The sequence below is a fragment of the Thermoflavimicrobium dichotomicum genome, assembly GCF_900114055.1.
Classification (GTDB): domain Bacteria; phylum Bacillota; class Bacilli; order Thermoactinomycetales; family Thermoactinomycetaceae; genus Thermoflavimicrobium; species Thermoflavimicrobium dichotomicum.
The window spans coordinates 94,210-111,998 of the sequence record NZ_FORR01000003.1 but is presented as its reverse complement, the minus strand read 5'-3'; the positions used below and the strand labels follow the sequence as shown (position 1 = coordinate 111,998).

Below are 17,789 nucleotides of genomic sequence, written 5' to 3'. Positions count from 1 at the left end.
AGGAGTTAAGTCCTTATGCCTGAGCAAGCTCACATAAATAGTAATTTTTCTTTCCTCTGCGAATAACCAGGTATTTACCAGCTAAATGATCCAATTCATCTACTTTTATCGTTAAATCAGTCACTTTCACATCATTCACAGTAACGGCACCATTTGTGATAAATTCACGTGCTTCCCGTTTGGACTTTGCTGCTCCTGTTTGAACAAGAACATCTACCAATGGCAATTGATGATCCGTAATGGTAGCGGACGGAACATCCTGGAATGCCTCGGCAATTTCCTGTGCCGTCAGTTTTCTGATCTCGCCATGGAACAACGCCTGAGTAATATTAACCGCACGTTTCAGTGCCTCTTCTCCATGAACAAGGCGGGTAACTTCTTCTGCAAGTGTCCGTTGTGCCACTCGTTTTTCAGGACGTGTAGCCACTTCTTGCTCCAATTCCTTAATCTCTTCCAGAGACAGGAATGTAAATACTTTCAATAATTTAATCACATCATGGTCATCTACATTAAGCAGGAACTGATAGAAAGCATAAGGTGATGTTTTTTCCGGATCCAGCCAAACAGCGCCAGAAGCACTCTTGCCAAACTTCGTACCATCACTCTTTGTGATGAGTGGTAAAGTCAACCCGTGCACTGTTACTTTTTCCTCATGCATACGACGAATCAATTCAGTACCTGCCGTGATATTTCCCCACTGATCACTGCCACCTACTTGTAATTCACATTGATACTTTTCATGTAATTGATAGAAATCATATGCCTGTAAAATCATGTAGCTGAATTCGGTGAAAGAAATGCCTCTTTCCAGACGGGAGCTTACTGATTCTTTCGCCAACATGGAGTTAATAGTGAAATTCTTTCCAATGTCCCGCAAAAAGGTAATCACATCCAAGGAATGAATCCAGTCATAGTTGTTTACCATTTTTGCTGGATTGCTGGAAGATTCAAAGTCAAGGAAACGGGACAATTGTTTCTTTAACTTTTCTGTCCATTCAGTGACGATTTCGCGAGAGTTAAGGGTGCGCTCTGATGTTCGACCACTGGGATCTCCGATCAGACCCGTTGCTCCTCCTACCAAAGCAATCGGATGATGACCTGCCAACTGAAACCGTCTCAAAGTCAATACCGTAACCAAATGCCCAATATGTAAGCTATCTGCAGTCGGATCAAATCCACAATAGAGTGTAATAGGTCCCTTACTAAGTCTATCTTGTAATGCATCCAAATCAGTGCTTTGATAAATAAGTCCTCTTGCTTGCAAGTCTTTCAAAATGTCCATAGAAAACTCTCCCGACATTCCTTATTATTTGATTATTTGACTTTATTCGCTGATTGTATCATATCCATACTCAATGAGCAAAAGCTGTTCAAAAAATCGTACCATCTAACACTTTTCCGGGAAAAAGAATTCGCTCTTCCCGCATTATACATGAATCGTTGAAAATGAACGGATGGACCCCTTCAATTTTACCAAATCCAATCCTTCTAGCAAGGCAATCCCGATCATTGCCAATACGTGAAGAACCGCCTGCTTGTCACACCATCCCAATTCAAACCGATCAAGAAACTGTTTATCCAAATAAACATCAAAAAACAGCCGCCCCTCTGCTTCCACGACATTTTTTGCAATCAAATCATTGTTTAATCCAAATCCATAAAATAAAACAGGACCAGCTGTTAACAGTACATGTGTATTTGTATCATCCCCACAGGCTACAACCCGCTTTTTTACTTGTTTCACCATCTGTAAATAAGTTTGTTTTATCGCTTGTTTATTCTCAAACAATGAGTTCTGACTTCCATCCATACTGGTTATAACAAGGTAATCAGGCTGATACGCTTCGATATACTTTGGTTCTTCACATCCTTCAAAAATAAAATAGGTACAGTTTTTGCTACCTTTCGCCAAACTTTCGCTTAATAAATAAGAAATAGGTACAAATGATTCCAACACCTGTAACATGAGCCGAGCCAATGTTTTCTTTCCTTGCAGGCCAGCAATTGAAATACTGGTATACAATGGAATCCATTGACTCATAAACTCATGATAATTATACCACTTGACCTCTTTGTTCAATGGGGATAATAACTCTTTCGCTCTTTGCTCATAAGCTTCCAATACAATGATGCTATCTCCATGTTTTATCTCATCAAGGCGAAACGTTTCAACCTTGATTCCTTTTCCCTCAAGCAATTTGCGCATGGACATGGATAAAAGATAGTCCCAACCAACGACCTGATATTCCATATCATTAAGAATTTGAGCCAAAGCCACCATATGTTCATCCTCTAGCCCAAGAAAATAATATGTTTGTTTCATGCTTTTCGTCCCTCCACTGATATCCGACCACTAAAACAGAATATTTAAAATAACAAGAAATCTCGACTTATTATACTCATATTTATAACGTCACGTTTCTTGCCTTCGTATCTCCTTTTTTCTTAAAAGGAAAAAACAGAATCCATTAATTTCCAGAAATCTGGAGATGGAAAAAGCCCAGAAGGCTACAAACCCATTCGTACTAACCATCTGGGTGATTGGGGAACACAGTTTGGCAAGTCGATTGTTGCTAATGGGGAAGCAAAGAAGATGTAGAAGAAATCAGATTTCCGAACAACTTCAACCAGTATTCGTTTTCATTTCTTCAAAGATGAGGAGAACAAAAAAATATAGCGAAAGGATTCCTCACTCAAAAGTGAAAAATTTCTCGCCATTGTCGATTCACATTTAAATATATTGAGCTTTCTTCTTCTTGATCACCCTCAATTAATCTTTTTTCACAACGTCTACATATTTCCGGCATGGCATCACCGAGCGGCCATACAATTAACGCACGACAACGAGGACAAATCTCAGCATGTTTTTGAAAAATGGTTTCAAATGAGGAAAGACGCTTTCTTAATTTTCTATTTCTCCACCTCATCTTTCAACCTCCCTTCTATCAAAACCAGATTTGCTATCAATTTATTCCAAAGCAAATCATTTTGTCCGCTTTCTTTTTTTAATACGATCATATCAGGAAAATTCCTTCTTTTTTAGCAAAAACATATCCTGTCAACATTTTTCTTAAACTCTTGCTGAAACGAAAAGATATTTTTAAGTTTCCTTTTCCCGTTCATCCTCCTTTATTTTTGATAAAAGACGAGCAACGAGAAAAGGAAACTCTGCTTTATCATAGGTGTTTTTCTTCATTCGTACGAAATTCCTTATAGATCCGATAAGCACGACCAATTTCGTCTTTCATCCATTCAGGTATTTCTGTTTCATGTAATTGCTCAAGCGGAATCCACTGATAATATTCATGTTCTGGACTCAGTATCAGTTGTCCTTCTGGTTGATCACAAGCAAACTTGATAATCACCAAATGCTTCTCTTCTTGAATTTCATCATACACATAAGCTGGGGCAATCACTTTTACCGTTAGTCCAATTTCTTCTGCCAACTCACGAGCCAATCCATCCAACAAAAGCTCATCCGGTTCCAAACTTCCACCTGGAAAGTCCCATCCATGCGAATTTTTAGCGATTCTCTCTTCTTCTGACTTACGTAAAACCAAAACATGATTCTCATGAAAAATAATCGCTTTGGCTACCAGTTTATAAGGTTTGTTCATATGCGATTTCACCTACTGTATTCGAAAAAAAGTGGATGAAGCTGTAGCAATCTTTCTCTTACGTTCATCTTCTACTTTGCTTTCTAAAACAATGATTGTTTTCCCTTTTTTTACCACATTTGTATAAGCAGTTAAACATCCTTTTATTCCTGGAGAAAGAAAGCGGACGGATAAATCTGCAGTAACCACTTTCGCTTCTTCGCCCAATTCTTGAAAAATGGACGAAGCCATCGCTGTATCAATAAAGGTTGCTGTAATACCACCATGTAAAATATTATAGCGATTCATTAACTCTTCCTTAATCAACATCCGATGAACATATGCTCCTTTTTCTTTATCAAATCCCAGCCGCTGAAAATCCATTAACGCCTCGATATAAGCAAGCCGTCCGTCACGTGTACGTTTCAATGCCTCAACCAATTTATGAATGGTTTTTATTTCATAAGGTCTTAAGTCTTCCAATTCTCTAAATAAGTGCTCTGGTGTCATCAGTTCCGCCGTCATATTGCATCAATCCTTACTTGATCCTTATGATAATGGTAGACATACTCTTCCAAACATCATCCGAATTTCCTAAACCGTCCCGAAAAAATAAATCTCTTATGAATCAAACAAAATACAAGTACCTTTTTTATATTAGCGAAGGGTAAACAGGGATGCAACTTCTCCACATCACACTCAAAGTCATCTTGTTTTTATGTAGATGGCACGTTATTCTGTAAAAGATGAAAAATTAGGAGGAACCAAATTGAATGAATCGTGTCGCGATCATTGCTAACCCTGCAGCTGGAAACAAAAAATTATTGGGAAAACTGGAAATGATCCAAAAGAAATTGGAGCAAAAGTCCCCAGACGTTGGCGTTTATTTAGTGTCAAAACCAGGTGATGGCACGGAAATTGTACGCTCCATTGCAAATCATGTGGATATGATTGTATCTGTAGGCGGAGATGGAACCGTTCATGAACTGATCAACGCTCTATGCCCATTACCTCAAAGACCCATCTTCGCCATCCTGCCTGGTGGAACCTGTAATGACTTTTCTCGAACTCTGGGTATTTCCCAAGAGCCAGAAGAAGCCATTGAACAACTGATGGAAGGAAAAATAGCTCCTGTAGACGTTGGCAAACATAATGACCGATATTTTCTCAACTTTTGGGGAGTCGGATTAATTACTCAGGTATCTGAACAGATTGACCCTGATATCAAAAGGGACTGGGGACGTTTAGCTTACTACCTAAGTGCTGTACAGTCGTTCTCACAACCACCTTCTTTTTTTCTTGAAGTCACATCAGAAAGCCATTACTTTCGCGGCTATGCCACCATGATGATTGTCGGCAACGGCTCCTATGTAGGAGGTATGGAAACATACTTCCCACGAAATAATGTACAAGACGGATTACTCGATGTCCTGATTATTCGTAAAGCCTCATTAGAAGCGTTGCGATCGATCCTCTATTCCCATCTCATTGATGAACGTCCCAACAGTGAAGATCTCTTTTACTTTCAGGCCAAGTCTTTGCAAATCAATACACATCCAGTTCAAAAAGTAGATTGCGATGGAGAAAAGAAAACATTTACTCCAGCCACGTTAACGATCTTACCAAAACATTTACAAATGGTGGTTGGCCACGATTTTATACAACGAACCCGTCACTTCTTCTCCATTGAACACTTTGACTTATAATGACGTGGCGATATCAACTGTTAACTGAATTCGAAGCTGTTGACCAAAGGATTGGAAATTGAAATGAGCCATATCGATTGATTTCGATATGGCTCTGCTTGTTGACAAAGTTGTCGTTATTTGCCGGTTTTGTCAATAGACCTGCATGTTTCCGAGCAACATCATCAGAGGATGAAAAAGCTGATTTTCATTTCGCTGTTTTTTTCTTGGGCCAATCCGATAGTTCGCTCCATAAAATCACGAGAGCTAAACAGAAAAAACCAAGCGAAAAACCAGCCAGAACATCTGTCAAATAATGAGCTTCCAGATAGATTCGGCTGAATCCAACCAATACAATCACGGAACCCAAAAAAAAGCTAATCCCCATTTTCCAGTAATGAGGCAAACGCATTTTCAAGCAGAGATAAATTAAAAAGCCATAAAAAGCCATTGATCCGACTGAGTGACCACTAGGAAAACTGTAACCTGTAGCATCGATCAAGGGATCTTCCATTGGACGTTGGCGTTGAAACAAATGTTTGAAAACAGTGGTAAATATCGAACAGGTACCAACAACCATAATCAGCGCCAAAGCCTCTTTCCAGCGTTTGTACTTGTAAAGAAGTACCATCACTGTTATTGTGGTCAACATGGTCAAAAACCCAGTTGAACCAAGCTCTGTAATCACGGTAAAAAAAGAGGTCAGACTTGGCGAATGATAATGTTCAACCATTTGGCGAACCATTTGATCGATATTTTCCAATTCGCTCTCGAGCAGATCCTCTGACAGTTCAGCGAACAGATTCAAGGATCCAAATGCCATCATGATTAAACCAAATAACGCTAGATAGTACCAATAATTTGAAAGGAATTTTAATCTCATAATAAGATTATCTTCCTTTCTTTAACAGGTGAGGCATTTGATTGACAAATACTATTTGCCATCCATCTTCCTCATCAAAGTGAAGGCGTGTCACACTCGTATTCTCAATTCGTACATCCTTTCTGTCATGTTGGCCTTGCGTCACTTCCCCTAATACCGCGTGAATACAACCACCATGACTTACGACACAGATATGCTCTCCTCTATGTTTCTGAACCAAACGCTCCAATTCAAACATCACACGCCTGGCCATTTGTTTCGTTTCTTCGATTCCATATACTCCACCATGAATCATAACTTCTTCCCAATCCGGATAACGATTTTGCACCTCATCCAATGTCAGGCCAGCCCAATCGCCCATATGGCGTTCACGTAAATAAACGGATGTTTTGACTGGCAATGAGTGAACTTGCGCAATTGCCTGAGCTGTATTGAAAGCTCGACACAAATCACTCGAATAAATGGCAGAAATCCTTTCTTGAACCAAGTATTTCGCTAAACCCTCCGCCTGTTTTCGTCCTTCCTCACTCAATGGAATATCTGTGTGACCTTGGAATCTTTTTTCTCTATTCCAAATCGTTTCACCGTGACGTATCAAATCAACGGTTGTCACCATACTCCTCCCCCCTTTACAACTACTTTATTTAATATAACGAATAACCATGCCCTAAAAAATGAAAAGAGGAGTACAATTTATCGCTGTTGCAGGCGTTTATGCAAATGTTTCAACTTGGGGTATTGTGACAGTTTCCGATACAGGGTAGTACGACCAATTCCCAACTGTCTCGCTGCTGCAGTGAGATTACCTCCTGTGGCTTGAAGTGTTCGAGCAATCACTTCTTCCTCCATTTCATGCAATGAAACAGAAACGGGCGATTTTAACTGATTGGAAAAGGAAAGATCCTCCACGCTAATCGTCGTAGATTCTCGCCCCATATAAGCATGAAAAGCTGCTTGGCGAATCACTTGTCTCATTTCTCTAATGTTTCCTGGCCACTTATATTGCAATAATGCATGATAGGCATCCAATTCCAAAGTCATGCCAATTTTTAATTCTTCAGAAATTTGAGCCATAAATTCCTCTATTAAATAAGCCAGATCTGTCCTTTCTCTCAACGGAGGCAATGCCAACTCAATCTCTCTTAATCGATAATACAAATCTTCACGAAACCGGCCTTCTTCTACTTCTCTGACCAGATCCTTATTAGTAGCAGCAATAATCCGGACATTCACTGGAATCGGACGATGAGATCCAATACGCGTAATTACTTTTTCCTCCAACACCTTCAATAAAGCCACTTGTGCCATGGGAGACATCTCGCCAATCTCATCCAAAAACAATGTACCGCCATCCGCTGCTTCAAACTTCCCTTGATGGCCATTGCTTCTTGCGCCAGTAAATGCTCCTCTTTCATAGCCAAACAGTTCTGATTCGATCAACTGTGAAGGAATTGCTCCACAATTCAACGTTAAAAAAGGACCTGTTCGTCCACTGGCCCGATGAATTTCTTTCGCCAACACCCCTTTTCCTGTTCCTGTTTCACCGCAAATAAGGATATTTGCATTGGTTTTAGCAACTCGAAGAGCAAAACGATAAAGTTTTTGTACTCTAGGACATTGCACAACAGCTTTACCTATTTTCACTCCTCGGGTTATAAAGGATGTGGAGTTATCAGGCTGCTTTACATCGGACGAATGGAGTTTACGAAACACTTTTGGGCGTTGATCTAAAATGGGTTGAATGATCCATCGGTGCGGGTGGTTGGCGGACGGAGGGTTTACGACATCCATCTGTTTCAGTGAAAGGTTCTTGGCGGAAAGAAGATTTGTCATCTGTTTTTCGCCAATCCAATGAGAAAGAGGTCGACCAACACATTCAGCCATTGGCATCTGTAAGATCTGGGCAGCTTCTTCGTTGATACGTCTGATCAATCCTTCTTCATCAACTGAAATCAATGGCTTTTTATAACTTTTCATCGTCGTATCCGATTCACATAAATGCAAGACTAGCTCCCGTTCTGTACTCTGCAAGAGAAGGCGGGATTGGCAAGCTTGGGCAGCTGCTACAATCAATGGCAATAAATGATCATAATGGGTACGTACATCTCCGCCAATTCCCAAAATTCCCAATAACTCACCAGTTGCTGAAAAAAGGGGTGTTGCACTGCAACCTAACACATGGTATTCCAGACAATAATGTTGTTTCCCCAAAACAGTTACGGGTCGCTTTTCAGTTAAAGCCAGTCCGATCGCTGTTGTTCCTTTGGTATCTTCATTCCAGTTGGTTCCAACATCAAATATTCCTTTCCTGAATTGATTTGCAATCGTTGGGCAACCCCACGTTGCTACCAGATAGCCATCTTGATCAGTTAAAGCAATAATAATGTCAGTCTGTTTCAACTGCTGATACAAATGATCCAAAATATCTCGGGAAGCATCCAACAGTTCTTTCATGACAGCCTGCCGATCCAGCAATTCTCTTGGCGAGAGTGATCGGTGATGGGCTTCCTGTGGATTGATTCCATATTTTCTACTGCGGTTCCAAGAAGAAATAACGGATGGAGGAATAGTCGTCATATTCATACCGAAATAAAACGATCCTCCCTTTCTCGTATTTATAGTTAAAACTATTCTGATTACATTATGGTCAAAATTAACTATTTTGATTATATCGTAAGTGATATAACCATTCAATAATTGTAAACAATGTATGCTTTAAACATAAACAATGCGTTTTATCCATTTTGAAACGCATGTGTTTGTTCCATTTTGAAACACAGAAACAATCATGAAACACTTTCATTTCGACAACTATCTTATTTCATTACGTTATAAATTTGGCATCATTTTTGCACATATATTGAGGTGAAAGCATCGCTCCCACATTATTCCACTGGAGGTCGAGCAAATGAGTAAAAAGGCAACTCCATTTTTAGCGCCAAATACGGAAGGAAGTATTCTTCACTACAAACCGAAATATGAGAATTTTATTGGTGGTGAATGGGTACCGCCTGTAGGTGGAGAATATTTTGATGTGATCTCCCCCGTGAATGGCCAAGTTTTCACCAAAGTACCCCGGTCGCAAAAAGAGGATATTGAGTTGGCTTTGGATCATGCTCATGCTGCAAAAGAAAAGTGGGGTAAGCTTTCACCCGCGGAACGGAGCAACATCTTAATAAAAATTGCTGAGCGAATTGAGGAAAATCGCGAGCTACTTGCCTTGTCCGAAACATGGGACAATGGAAAACCCATTCGTGAGACACTGAATGCGGATATACCACTCGCTGCTGACCACTTTCGCTATTTTGCAGGTGTAATCCGCGCAGAAGAAGGGGCTTTCTCCGAACTGGATGCATCAACGGTTGCGATCCATATCAAAGAACCGATTGGCGTCGTTGGACAAATTATTCCATGGAACTTTCCACTATTGATGGCCGCATGGAAATTGGCTCCAGCATTGGCTGCAGGTAACTGTGTCGTCCTCAAGCCAGCCGAACAGACTCCTGTAACCGTCCTTTTGTTTGCCGAGCTGATCACTGACCTGCTTCCACCTGGTGTCCTCAATATTGTGAACGGTTTTGGAATTGAAGCAGGACAACCACTCGCTACTTCGCCACGCATAGGCAAACTCGCCTTTACAGGTGAGACCACGACAGGTCGCCTGATTATGCAATATGCTTCGGAAAATATTGTACCTGTTACCCTTGAATTGGGTGGTAAATCACCAAACATCTTTACCGAAAGTGTCATGAGAGAAAACGATGAATTCCTGGAGAAAGCTGTGGAAGGATTTACGATGTTCGCCTTAAACCAGGGAGAAGTTTGTACATGTCCATCACGAGCATTGATCCAGGAATCCATCTATGATGAATTTATCGCCCGGGCTTTAGAACGAGTGAAAAAGATCAAAGTAGGCGACCCTCTTGATCCAGCAACCATGATGGGAGCCCAGGCATCAAGTGATCAGTACGAAAAAATTCTTAGCTACATTGCTCTAGGTAAGGAAGAAGGAGCCCAATGCCTCACTGGTGGTAAACCATTAAAAATCGAAAAATATCCGAATGGATATTACATCGAGCCAACCGTCTTCTTTGGTAATAACAAAATGCGCATTTTCCAAGAGGAAATCTTTGGACCGGTTGTCTCTGTCACTACCTTCAAAGATGAAAAAGAATTATTGGAAATCGCAAATGATACCTTATATGGTCTCGGTGCTGGAGTTTGGACACGCGATATGCATCAGGCCTATCAAATTGCCCGTGGAATCCAAGCTGGTAGGGTATGGGTTAACTGCTACCACCTCTACCCAGCTCATGCTGCCTTTGGCGGATACAAGCAATCTGGAATTGGCCGTGAAACTCACAAAATGATGTTGGACCATTATCGTCAAACGAAAAACCTGTTAATTTCTTATGATAAAAACCCAACGGGCCTGTTTTAACTCTTAAGGAGAAGATCAGAGGTGCAACAGGTTAAACGAGTATTGGTAACAGAAGAAGCCCGTCAGGTGATTGAACAGCTAATGGAAAAACATGGGGAGTTGATGTTTCATCAAAGTGGTGGATGCTGTGATGGTTCAGCCCCCATGTGTTTCAAAAAAGGACAATTTCGTGTAGGTTCAAATGATGTTCTCTTGGGCAGGATTGCCGGTTGTCCCTTTTACATGTCCCGTTCTCAATTTGAGTACTGGCAACACACTCAGCTCATAATCGATGTCACTCCTGGCCGTGGAGCATCTTTTTCACTTGAAATTCCATTAGGTGTCCGCTTCGTGACCCGCTCACGCGTCTTTACTGATGAAGAGCGTCAGCGACTTGAACCCATTTCTTTTCCGAATCATACCCATGAATAGTACATTTCCCCCGCATGAGCCCAGCATGTGGGGGATTTTTTTCGCATATACACGGAAACGAACCCCATTCCCCACAGCTCGCAAGAATATTTCCATCACTTTGTGCTGTCTGCGATTGAAACCGTGGTCTTTCAGCCAGCAAGTCCTGTAATGTATAATAACTCCTTGATAGCAGAACAAAGAAAACTAAGCAAATGAGGTTGGATCATCTATGCGTCTAAGAAGAAATCCAAAAGCCATACCATTTTTAATGGAAAATCCGCTTGTGGTCAAAGACCCAGAGCAATGGCGTGGTAAATGGCAAACACTATTTCCAAACCCCCAACCCCTTTTCGTTGAATTGGGTACGGGAAAAGGGCAATTTCTGGCCAAAGCAGCTTCTTTACATCCAGATAAAAATTGGATTGGTGTAGAACGGGTCGAAGAAGTGCTCTTAAAAGCAGTACAAAAAGGCGAAGCTACTGAATGTACAAATATCCGTTATTTGTGGATCGATGTAAAAAAACTCCCCGAAATTTTTGCACCGGGAGAAGTTAGTCGTTTCTTTTTGCACTTTAGTGATCCATGGCCCAAAAAGCGGCACACCAAACGAAGATTGACCTATCGGGTGTTTTTAAATATGTATAAAGACATCCTTGCTCCAGATGGAGATTTAATCCTAAAAACCGATAGTGAAGGCTTATACACTTTCTCCTTGGAGGAATTTACGGAAATGGGTTGGGAAATCGTGGAGCAAACGACTGATTTACATCATAGCCCTTACAATGAGCACAATATCACCACGGAATATGAAGATAAGTTTGTCAGCCAAGGGATGCCTATTTACTATGTACGGGTAAAACCGCCTCGACCATCATCGAATCCATCATTGACTTTCCACTCCAATCAAGTATAATATTGCTTTGTATGACTCAAAACCTCCTTGGGGGATTGAGGATAGCTAGCAAAGGATAGGTGGTGAAGGGATTCACCCTCACTGGTTCCCCTATGAATCATTGTTCATAGGTATCCTGTCTTTCGTCGCTATCCGGAAGACAAGCGGATAGGCAAGTGAACCAGAAACCCTGTCATTTGCTAAATACGCAAATGATGAAAGGAGAACGATTATGGCACGTTATACTGGACCACGTTGGAAACTGAGCCGTCGTCTGGGTATTTCTCTTTCCGGTACAGGCAAGGAATTAAGCAAACGTCCATACCCACCTGGACAGCACGGTCATACTCGTAAAAAACTCAGCGAATACGGTCTACAGTTACAAGAAAAACAAAAACTGCGTTTCATGTACGGTTTGGGCGAAAGACAATTCCGCAACCTGTTTGTACAAGCGGGTAAAATGAAAGGGGTTCACGGTGAAAACTTCTTGAAATTGCTTGAATCCCGTCTGGACAATCTCGTATATCGTCTTGGTTTTGCTCGTACCCGTGCCCAAGCTCGCCAATTGGTTGTACACGGTCATGTTACCGTAAACGGTAAAAAAGTAGACCGCCCTTCTTATCAAGTACAAGTAGGCGATGTTATCGGATTGCGTGAAAAAAGCCGGAACCTGCAAGTGGTAAAAGAAGCTTTGGAAGATCGTACTTACCTGCCTGAGTTCCTGAGCTTTGATGAAAGCAAGATGGAAGGTACTCTAACCCGTCTTCCTGAGCGTTCTGAAATGCCAACGGAAATCAACGAAACCCTGATCGTTGAGTTCTATTCTCGTTAATCGATGCAATCAAAAGCTGTTGGTCAAAAGCCAACAGCTTTTTTGTGTATTATGGATGAGGAAACACATGTTATTTCCCTATTTTTCCCTTTATATAAAAAATACAGAATAAATACCTTGTTTTAGGAAAAATTCTGGGATAATATAACCCTAGAATGTGGGGTGATGGACAGATGGACAAAAGTAATAACAGAATATTTAAACGAATAAGGAATATGATTATATTGTCAGTGGCTATTTTTCTAGTAACCACGATCGGGGCAGTGGGGATCGGGATTGGAGTCGTTTCAGCGATGGTTCAAGATCAAACGATCCAAACCAAAAGTGATTTTGAAAAAAGCCTAAAAGGGTTATTCCAAACCAGTTATGCTTACTTTTCCAACAAAGATGCATCTGGAAAACCGGTAAAAATCGGCGAACTTCGATATGATAACAACAACCGCAAGCTGATCAAGTCTTTGGATGAAGTCAGCCCCTATCTGATTCATGCTTTTATCTCCATCGAAGATCGGGACTTTTATGAACATCATGGCATTGTCCTCCGCTCCATCGTACGTGCAGCTTATCAGCAAGTAGTTGGCAGCGAAGTTACCACGGGTGGGAGTACGATTACGCAGCAACTGGTGAAAAACATCATCCTGAACGACCGTTCCAAAGTTTTTTCACGCAAAGCAAAAGAAATCATTCTTGCTCTGAGGATGGAACAAATGTATTCCAAAGATGAAATCCTGGTCTATTACCTAAACAGCGTTTTCTTCGGAAAAGGGGCACACGGCCGTAAAATGCATGGAGTAGAAGCGGCAGCACGGGGTTTGTTTAACACCGATGCCAAACACCTCCATTTAGCTCAAGCTGCGTACTTGGCTGGTATGGTTCAACGCCCCAATGCCCTAAACCCTCTCGATGACGATCCCAAAAACCTGGAACGCGGTCTTAAACGCATGAAACTGGTCCTTGACAAAATGCGAGAGTATGAGAAGATATCCCAACGTGAATATGAAGAAGCCTTGCGATTTGATATCAAGAAATCTTTGGCGAGGTCTGAGCATTTCAATGACGGTTATGAACGGTATCCTTTTATTATGTTTGCGATTGAAGATGAAGCGGCCGAAACATTGATGGAAATGGATCGTCTCAATATTCAAGAGCTTAAAAAGCAAGGAAAATACAAAGCACTACTGGAAGAGTACAAAAAGAAAGCAGTCACGGGTGGTTACCATTTTTACACCACGATCGATGAAAAACTGTACAATGCCATCAACCGGATGGCTACGCAAGGACTAACCTTCTATCCCCGAACATACAAAGGAAAAAAGACCAAGGAACAATTGGGCGCAACCCTTATCCATAACAAAACAGGAGCTGTACTCGCTTTTGTTTCCAGCAGTGAAAAATTTAATGTCAATCAGCAAGATCATGCCCTTCATGTTTCAAGACAACCTGGTTCCACCATAAAGCCTTTGCTTGTTTTTGCTCCAGCAATGGAAGAAGGAATCGTTTCTCCCAGTTCCAAAATAATCGATGAGAAAATGAGAAAACGGGATGGATCCGGCTACTACAAAAATGCAAGCGGTTCCTATCAAGGGCCTGTCACTGTAACAGAAGCACTCAAATGGTCTTATAACATTCCTGCTATTAAAACCTTTAACGCTTTAGGTCATCAAAAAGGATTTCATTATTTAACCAAAATGGGACTCCCTCCTGATCCAAACGATGGAGAATCTGCAGCGATCGGTGGAATGACCCAAGGGTTTACAGTCGAAAAAATGAGTGCAGCTTTCTCCACTTTTGCCAATCAGGGACTCTACAACAAACCCTTTCTCATTTCCAAAGTAACCGATTCGGACGGGAAAGTGATTTGGGAGCACAAGCCCAGGCCAGTGAGAGTTTTTTCTCCACAAACCGCCTACAAAACCACCATGATGCTCAAACAGGTATTAAACGGAACGGCAACTTATATCCAGGCACGCCTGCCATCTGGTTATGAGTTAGCTGGCAAAACCGGCACGACCAATGAGGACCGTGATTTATGGTTTATCGGATATACGCCAGATATTACACTGGGGGTTTGGGGTGGATACGACTATAACTTTAGCATGGCCCACAACGAAAAATTTGTAAAAAAAGCGTGGGTTAATATGTTTCAGGCAGCGGTTAAGGCAAGCCCTGATCTCATCCCAAAAGGGACTCATTTTAAACACCCAGGTTACTTGGGGCCGGAAATTTGTGGATTTGAATGTGATGAAGTCGCTGAGTATTACCGAAAACTCGAAGAACAACGCAAAAAAGAGGAAGAAGAAAAAAAATCCAAACTCCCGGAAATTCCGATCATCCCACCCATTTTGGAACCTCCGCCCACAGAAGAACCAGATCAACCATCTACCGAACCTGCTCCACCATCTCCGGGTCCCCATCCACCTAGTCCCCCACCGCAACGACCACCCCTTGAAAGCTATTTGCGTTTCCCCCGCTCTAGCTAACTTTGTTTAGCTAGAGTTTTTTCATGCCAATTTCATACAATTGTCACAACAATATCATAACAAGATTGATTTATGACTGTGTTATAATCTCTGTAGTATATAGGGGGTTAGAGAAACATGCAGAAAGAAGAAAGAAACATAGATGTTAAAAATAAATGGAAAAAACGAATGATTGCAGGCCTGAAAGTTGCTTCCATCACAGGCATTGTTCTTGCTGTAGGAGCATTTGGTGTCGGTGCCGGACTTATTTCCGCTATTGCCAAAAATGAAAATGTTCGAACCAAAGTCGAATTTGACCGGCTATTGAGCAAGTCCAATGGAAACAGTTATGCATACTTTGCAAAAACGGATGGAAAAGAAGAGTTAATCGGAACGATGATTGATGGAAACAATCAGCAAACATCCATCAAAAGCTTAAACGATGTCCATCCTCTGCTAGTCAAAGCTTTTATCGCCATTGAGGACCATGACTTTTATGATCATCACGGAATTTCTTACCGTGGTACTGCTCGTGCTCTCTGGCAACAGCTAATTGGAGCAGAAGTCACAACGGGTGGAAGTACCATCACCCAACAACTGGTTAAAAACGAAATTTTGGCAAACTCAGATCGTACCAAAGAGCGAAAAATTCGCGAATGGGTCAATGCCATTCGCTTGGAAAAATACTACAGCAAAGATGAAATCTTTGTTAAATACTTAAATAGTGTAGAGTTTGGACCCGGTGCCAATGGTCGAAACATGATCGGTGTGGCAGCTGCCGCTCGTTTCCTCTTCAATAAAAGCGTGAAAGATTTGCATTTGGCACAGGCTGCTTATATCGCCGGCATGGTAAAAGGTCAAAATAACTATAACCCCTTTTCTGAGAACAAAGATCGGGAAGAGAACATTAAACGCGGGATCCAACGCATGCAACTCGTGTTGGAGAATATGTTGGATTTAGGTTTTATTACCAAAGCCCAATATGATGAAGCATTGAAATTTGACATTCGTCATTCTTTTGCCAAACCCAGTGACTTTAAATCAGATAATGCTTACAATAAATATCCGATGATCACGGAAGCTGTTGAAAAGGAAGCCATTCAAATCTTTAAAGAATTATATAAAGATGATCCAAACTTTAAAGATGTCCCGATCAATAAATATCGCAGTCTGGTACGAATGGGTGGTTTTAAAATATACACCACCATTGACAAAAAGATTTACGAAGAAATGAATAGATCAGTTCAAAGTTTGTCCCTGGACACAAGATATTACAATGACAAATCCTGGCGCGAACGTGTTGGTGGAGTACTGATTGATAACAAAACAGGAGCCATTCTCTCCTTTGTCAGCAGCAACCAGGCGGAACAGGACTATGGAAAAGACAAAGAAGATCCTGATACCAACAACTATGCTTTAGAATTTCTCAATCAGCCAGGTTCAACGATGAAACCATTACTCGCCTACGGTCCATCCATGAATGAAGGGATGATTTCACCCGATTCGATCATTGTTGATGAACCCATCAAAAAAGAGTCTGGTAACGTCAACTATCAAAATGCAGACCGCAAATATCATGGATCTGTAACTGCAACGAAAGCTCTGAAATGGTCTTATAATACACCTGCCATCAAGCTGATTCGTAAGTTGGGAATCCAAAAAGGTTTCTCTTATTTAAACAAAATGGATATTAATCCATCCAAAGAGGATGGAGAAACCTTGGCTCTCGGTGGAGCGACTGACGGATTTACCGTATCGCAAATGACCGGTGGTTATGCAACGATCGCCAACAACGGACAATTTAATCAACCGCATCTGATTGATCGGATTGTGGCTAGCGATGGAACGGTTGTCTATGACTTTAAACAGAAACACAAACCACAACAGGTATTCAAACCAGAAGTAGCTTATGCTCTGACAAAAATGCTCCGGGAAGTGGTGACAGGTGGAACTGCCCAGCTCATCAATAGCTACGCTGGTGGCTACAATGTAGCCGGTAAAACAGGAACAACGACCAGTAACGTAGACTCCTGGTTTATCGGTTTTACTCCGGAAGTTTCGCTCGGTGTTTGGTCAGGATATCAAATTAACATTCCAACAACAGAAAATGCTTCTAAATATGCATGGGGAGCCTTGTTCCAAGCAATTGTCAAGGCAAGACCGGATTTAATGAAACCAGGAGCTAACTTCAAAGATCCGGGTGGAAAAGTACCGTATCAGTGTTTCGAATGTCATCGTGGCGTACCATCTTTTGATGATATTGAGAATGAGAAAGCCAAAAAAAAGAAAAACACCCAAAAAAAAGAGGAAAAGCCAAGAAGAGAAAGACCAGATAGACCTGATCAAACGGGTGGTTCAGGCCAAACGGGTGGTTCAGGCCAAACAGGTGGTTCAGGCCAGACTGGTGGTTCAGGCCAAACGGGTGGTTCAGGCCAAACAGGTGGTTCAGGCCAAACAGGTGGTTCAGGCCAAACAGGTGGTTCAGGCCAGACTGGTGGTTCAGGCCAAACGGGTGGTACATCAGTCCCATAATACAATACAGCTTCACAATAGTGAACCTCCTCGAACAAACAAGAGATCACGTTTAAAAACATTCCTTTTCTCTTTC

At 41.5% G+C, this 17,789-nt stretch carries 16 protein-coding genes; 8 read left to right on the top strand and 8 right to left on the bottom strand.

Annotated elements, in window-relative coordinates:
• Nucleotides 1–13 precede the first annotated feature (13 nt).
• Entirely contained in the window at nucleotides 14–1,282 is a 1,269-nt protein-coding gene (gene tyrS / locus BMZ78_RS04960) for a tyrosine--tRNA ligase (RefSeq protein WP_093228469.1), read from the bottom strand.
• A gap of 144 nt (nucleotides 1,283–1,426) precedes the next feature.
• On the bottom strand, nucleotides 1,427–2,323 hold the full coding sequence (locus BMZ78_RS04955) for a Mur ligase domain-containing protein (protein WP_093228468.1): 897 nt from the start codon (nucleotides 2,321–2,323) through the stop codon (nucleotides 1,427–1,429).
• Between the two features lie 144 nt (nucleotides 2,324–2,467).
• Between BMZ78_RS04955 and argS the strand changes: the two genes are divergently transcribed.
• Nucleotides 2,468–2,599, top strand: a complete 132-nt coding sequence (gene argS, locus BMZ78_RS19335) for an arginine--tRNA ligase domain-containing protein (protein WP_139203271.1) — start codon at nucleotides 2,468–2,470, stop codon at nucleotides 2,597–2,599.
• Nucleotides 2,600–2,693: 94 nt separating this feature from the next.
• Here argS and BMZ78_RS04950 read toward each other — a convergent pair whose 3' ends face one another.
• The 3 genes from BMZ78_RS04950 to BMZ78_RS04940 all read right to left on the bottom strand — a co-directional run bounded on the left by BMZ78_RS04950 (nucleotide 2,694) and on the right by BMZ78_RS04940 (nucleotide 4,121).
• Nucleotides 2,694–2,927, bottom strand: coding sequence for a hypothetical protein (locus BMZ78_RS04950; RefSeq protein ID WP_093228467.1), 234 nt, complete (start codon nucleotides 2,925–2,927; stop codon nucleotides 2,694–2,696).
• Between the two features lie 249 nt (nucleotides 2,928–3,176).
• Nucleotides 3,177–3,617 carry an NUDIX hydrolase gene (locus tag BMZ78_RS04945; RefSeq protein ID WP_093228465.1) on the bottom strand — a complete coding sequence of 147 codons (441 nt, stop codon included), beginning with the start codon at nucleotides 3,615–3,617 and terminating at the stop codon, nucleotides 3,177–3,179.
• A 12-nt stretch (nucleotides 3,618–3,629) separates the two neighbouring features.
• Nucleotides 3,630–4,121: a PaaI family thioesterase gene (locus BMZ78_RS04940; protein WP_093228464.1), complete on the bottom strand. Its 492-nt coding sequence runs from the start codon at nucleotides 4,119–4,121 to the stop codon at nucleotides 3,630–3,632.
• 248 nt (nucleotides 4,122–4,369) lie between these two features.
• Between BMZ78_RS04940 and BMZ78_RS04935 the strand changes: the two genes are divergently transcribed.
• Entirely contained in the window at nucleotides 4,370–5,302 is a 933-nt protein-coding gene (locus tag BMZ78_RS04935; protein ID WP_093228462.1) for a diacylglycerol/lipid kinase family protein, read from the top strand.
• A 187-nt stretch (nucleotides 5,303–5,489) separates the two neighbouring features.
• Here BMZ78_RS04935 and BMZ78_RS04930 read toward each other — a convergent pair whose 3' ends face one another.
• The 3 genes from BMZ78_RS04930 to BMZ78_RS04920 form a co-directional block, all read right to left on the bottom strand.
• The gene (locus BMZ78_RS04930) at nucleotides 5,490–6,164 is read right to left on the bottom strand and encodes a phosphatase PAP2 family protein (protein ID WP_093228461.1); all 675 of its coding nucleotides are present in this window, start codon (nucleotides 6,162–6,164) and stop codon (nucleotides 5,490–5,492) included.
• Nucleotides 6,165–6,171: 7 nt separating this feature from the next.
• Nucleotides 6,172–6,780: a histidine phosphatase family protein gene (locus BMZ78_RS04925; RefSeq protein ID WP_093228459.1), complete on the bottom strand. Its 609-nt coding sequence runs from the start codon at nucleotides 6,778–6,780 to the stop codon at nucleotides 6,172–6,174.
• Nucleotides 6,781–6,857: 77 nt separating this feature from the next.
• Nucleotides 6,858–8,747, bottom strand: a complete 1,890-nt coding sequence (locus BMZ78_RS04920; protein WP_093228458.1) for a sigma-54-dependent Fis family transcriptional regulator — start codon at nucleotides 8,745–8,747, stop codon at nucleotides 6,858–6,860.
• Nucleotides 8,748–9,072: 325 nt separating this feature from the next.
• Between BMZ78_RS04920 and exaC the strand changes: the two genes are divergently transcribed.
• The 6 genes from exaC (at nucleotide 9,073) to BMZ78_RS04890 (ending at nucleotide 17,713) form a co-directional block, all read left to right on the top strand.
• Nucleotides 9,073–10,605, top strand: a complete 1,533-nt coding sequence (gene exaC / locus BMZ78_RS04915) for an acetaldehyde dehydrogenase ExaC (protein WP_093228456.1) — start codon at nucleotides 9,073–9,075, stop codon at nucleotides 10,603–10,605.
• A 21-nt stretch (nucleotides 10,606–10,626) separates the two neighbouring features.
• Nucleotides 10,627–11,016, top strand: coding sequence for a DUF779 domain-containing protein (locus BMZ78_RS04910; protein ID WP_245739739.1), 390 nt, complete (start codon nucleotides 10,627–10,629; stop codon nucleotides 11,014–11,016).
• Between the two features lie 211 nt (nucleotides 11,017–11,227).
• Entirely contained in the window at nucleotides 11,228–11,911 is a 684-nt protein-coding gene (gene trmB, locus BMZ78_RS04905) for a tRNA (guanosine(46)-N7)-methyltransferase TrmB (RefSeq protein ID WP_093228455.1), read from the top strand.
• Between the two features lie 211 nt (nucleotides 11,912–12,122).
• Nucleotides 12,123–12,722 (top strand): 30S ribosomal protein S4, encoded by a 600-nt coding sequence (gene rpsD / locus BMZ78_RS04900; protein ID WP_093228454.1) that lies wholly within the window; start codon nucleotides 12,123–12,125, stop codon nucleotides 12,720–12,722.
• 230 nt (nucleotides 12,723–12,952) lie between these two features.
• A complete protein-coding gene (locus tag BMZ78_RS04895; protein ID WP_245739745.1) occupies nucleotides 12,953–15,202 on the top strand; it encodes a transglycosylase domain-containing protein in 2,250 nt (749 codons plus the stop codon).
• Nucleotides 15,203–15,319: 117 nt separating this feature from the next.
• Nucleotides 15,320–17,713 (top strand): transglycosylase domain-containing protein, encoded by a 2,394-nt coding sequence (locus BMZ78_RS04890; RefSeq protein WP_093228450.1) that lies wholly within the window; start codon nucleotides 15,320–15,322, stop codon nucleotides 17,711–17,713.
• Nucleotides 17,714–17,789 lie beyond the last annotated feature (76 nt).

What these genes read in the sequence shown, in the direction of transcription:
- tyrS (WP_093228469.1), bottom strand. Translation starts at nt 1,282, where the DNA reads ATGGACATTTTGAAAGACTTGCAAGCAAGAGGACTTATTTATCAAAGC.
- BMZ78_RS04955 (WP_093228468.1), bottom strand. Translation starts at nt 2,323, where the DNA reads ATGAAACAAACATATTATTTTCTTGGGCTAGAGGATGAACATATGGTG.
- BMZ78_RS04950 (WP_093228467.1), bottom strand. Translation starts at nt 2,927, where the DNA reads ATGAGGTGGAGAAATAGAAAATTAAGAAAGCGTCTTTCCTCATTTGAA.
- BMZ78_RS04945 (WP_093228465.1), bottom strand. Translation starts at nt 3,617, where the DNA reads ATGAACAAACCTTATAAACTGGTAGCCAAAGCGATTATTTTTCATGAG.
- BMZ78_RS04940 (WP_093228464.1), bottom strand. Translation starts at nt 4,121, where the DNA reads ATGACGGCGGAACTGATGACACCAGAGCACTTATTTAGAGAATTGGAA.
- BMZ78_RS04935 (WP_093228462.1), top strand. Translation starts at nt 4,370, where the DNA reads ATGAATCGTGTCGCGATCATTGCTAACCCTGCAGCTGGAAACAAAAAA.
- BMZ78_RS04930 (WP_093228461.1), bottom strand. Translation starts at nt 6,164, where the DNA reads ATGAGATTAAAATTCCTTTCAAATTATTGGTACTATCTAGCGTTATTT.
- BMZ78_RS04925 (WP_093228459.1), bottom strand. Translation starts at nt 6,780, where the DNA reads ATGGTGACAACCGTTGATTTGATACGTCACGGTGAAACGATTTGGAAT.
- BMZ78_RS04920 (WP_093228458.1), bottom strand. Translation starts at nt 8,747, where the DNA reads ATGAATATGACGACTATTCCTCCATCCGTTATTTCTTCTTGGAACCGC.
- exaC (WP_093228456.1), top strand. Translation starts at nt 9,073, where the DNA reads ATGAGTAAAAAGGCAACTCCATTTTTAGCGCCAAATACGGAAGGAAGT.
- trmB (WP_093228455.1), top strand. Translation starts at nt 11,228, where the DNA reads ATGCGTCTAAGAAGAAATCCAAAAGCCATACCATTTTTAATGGAAAAT.
- rpsD (WP_093228454.1), top strand. Translation starts at nt 12,123, where the DNA reads ATGGCACGTTATACTGGACCACGTTGGAAACTGAGCCGTCGTCTGGGT.
- BMZ78_RS04890 (WP_093228450.1), top strand. Translation starts at nt 15,320, where the DNA reads ATGCAGAAAGAAGAAAGAAACATAGATGTTAAAAATAAATGGAAAAAA.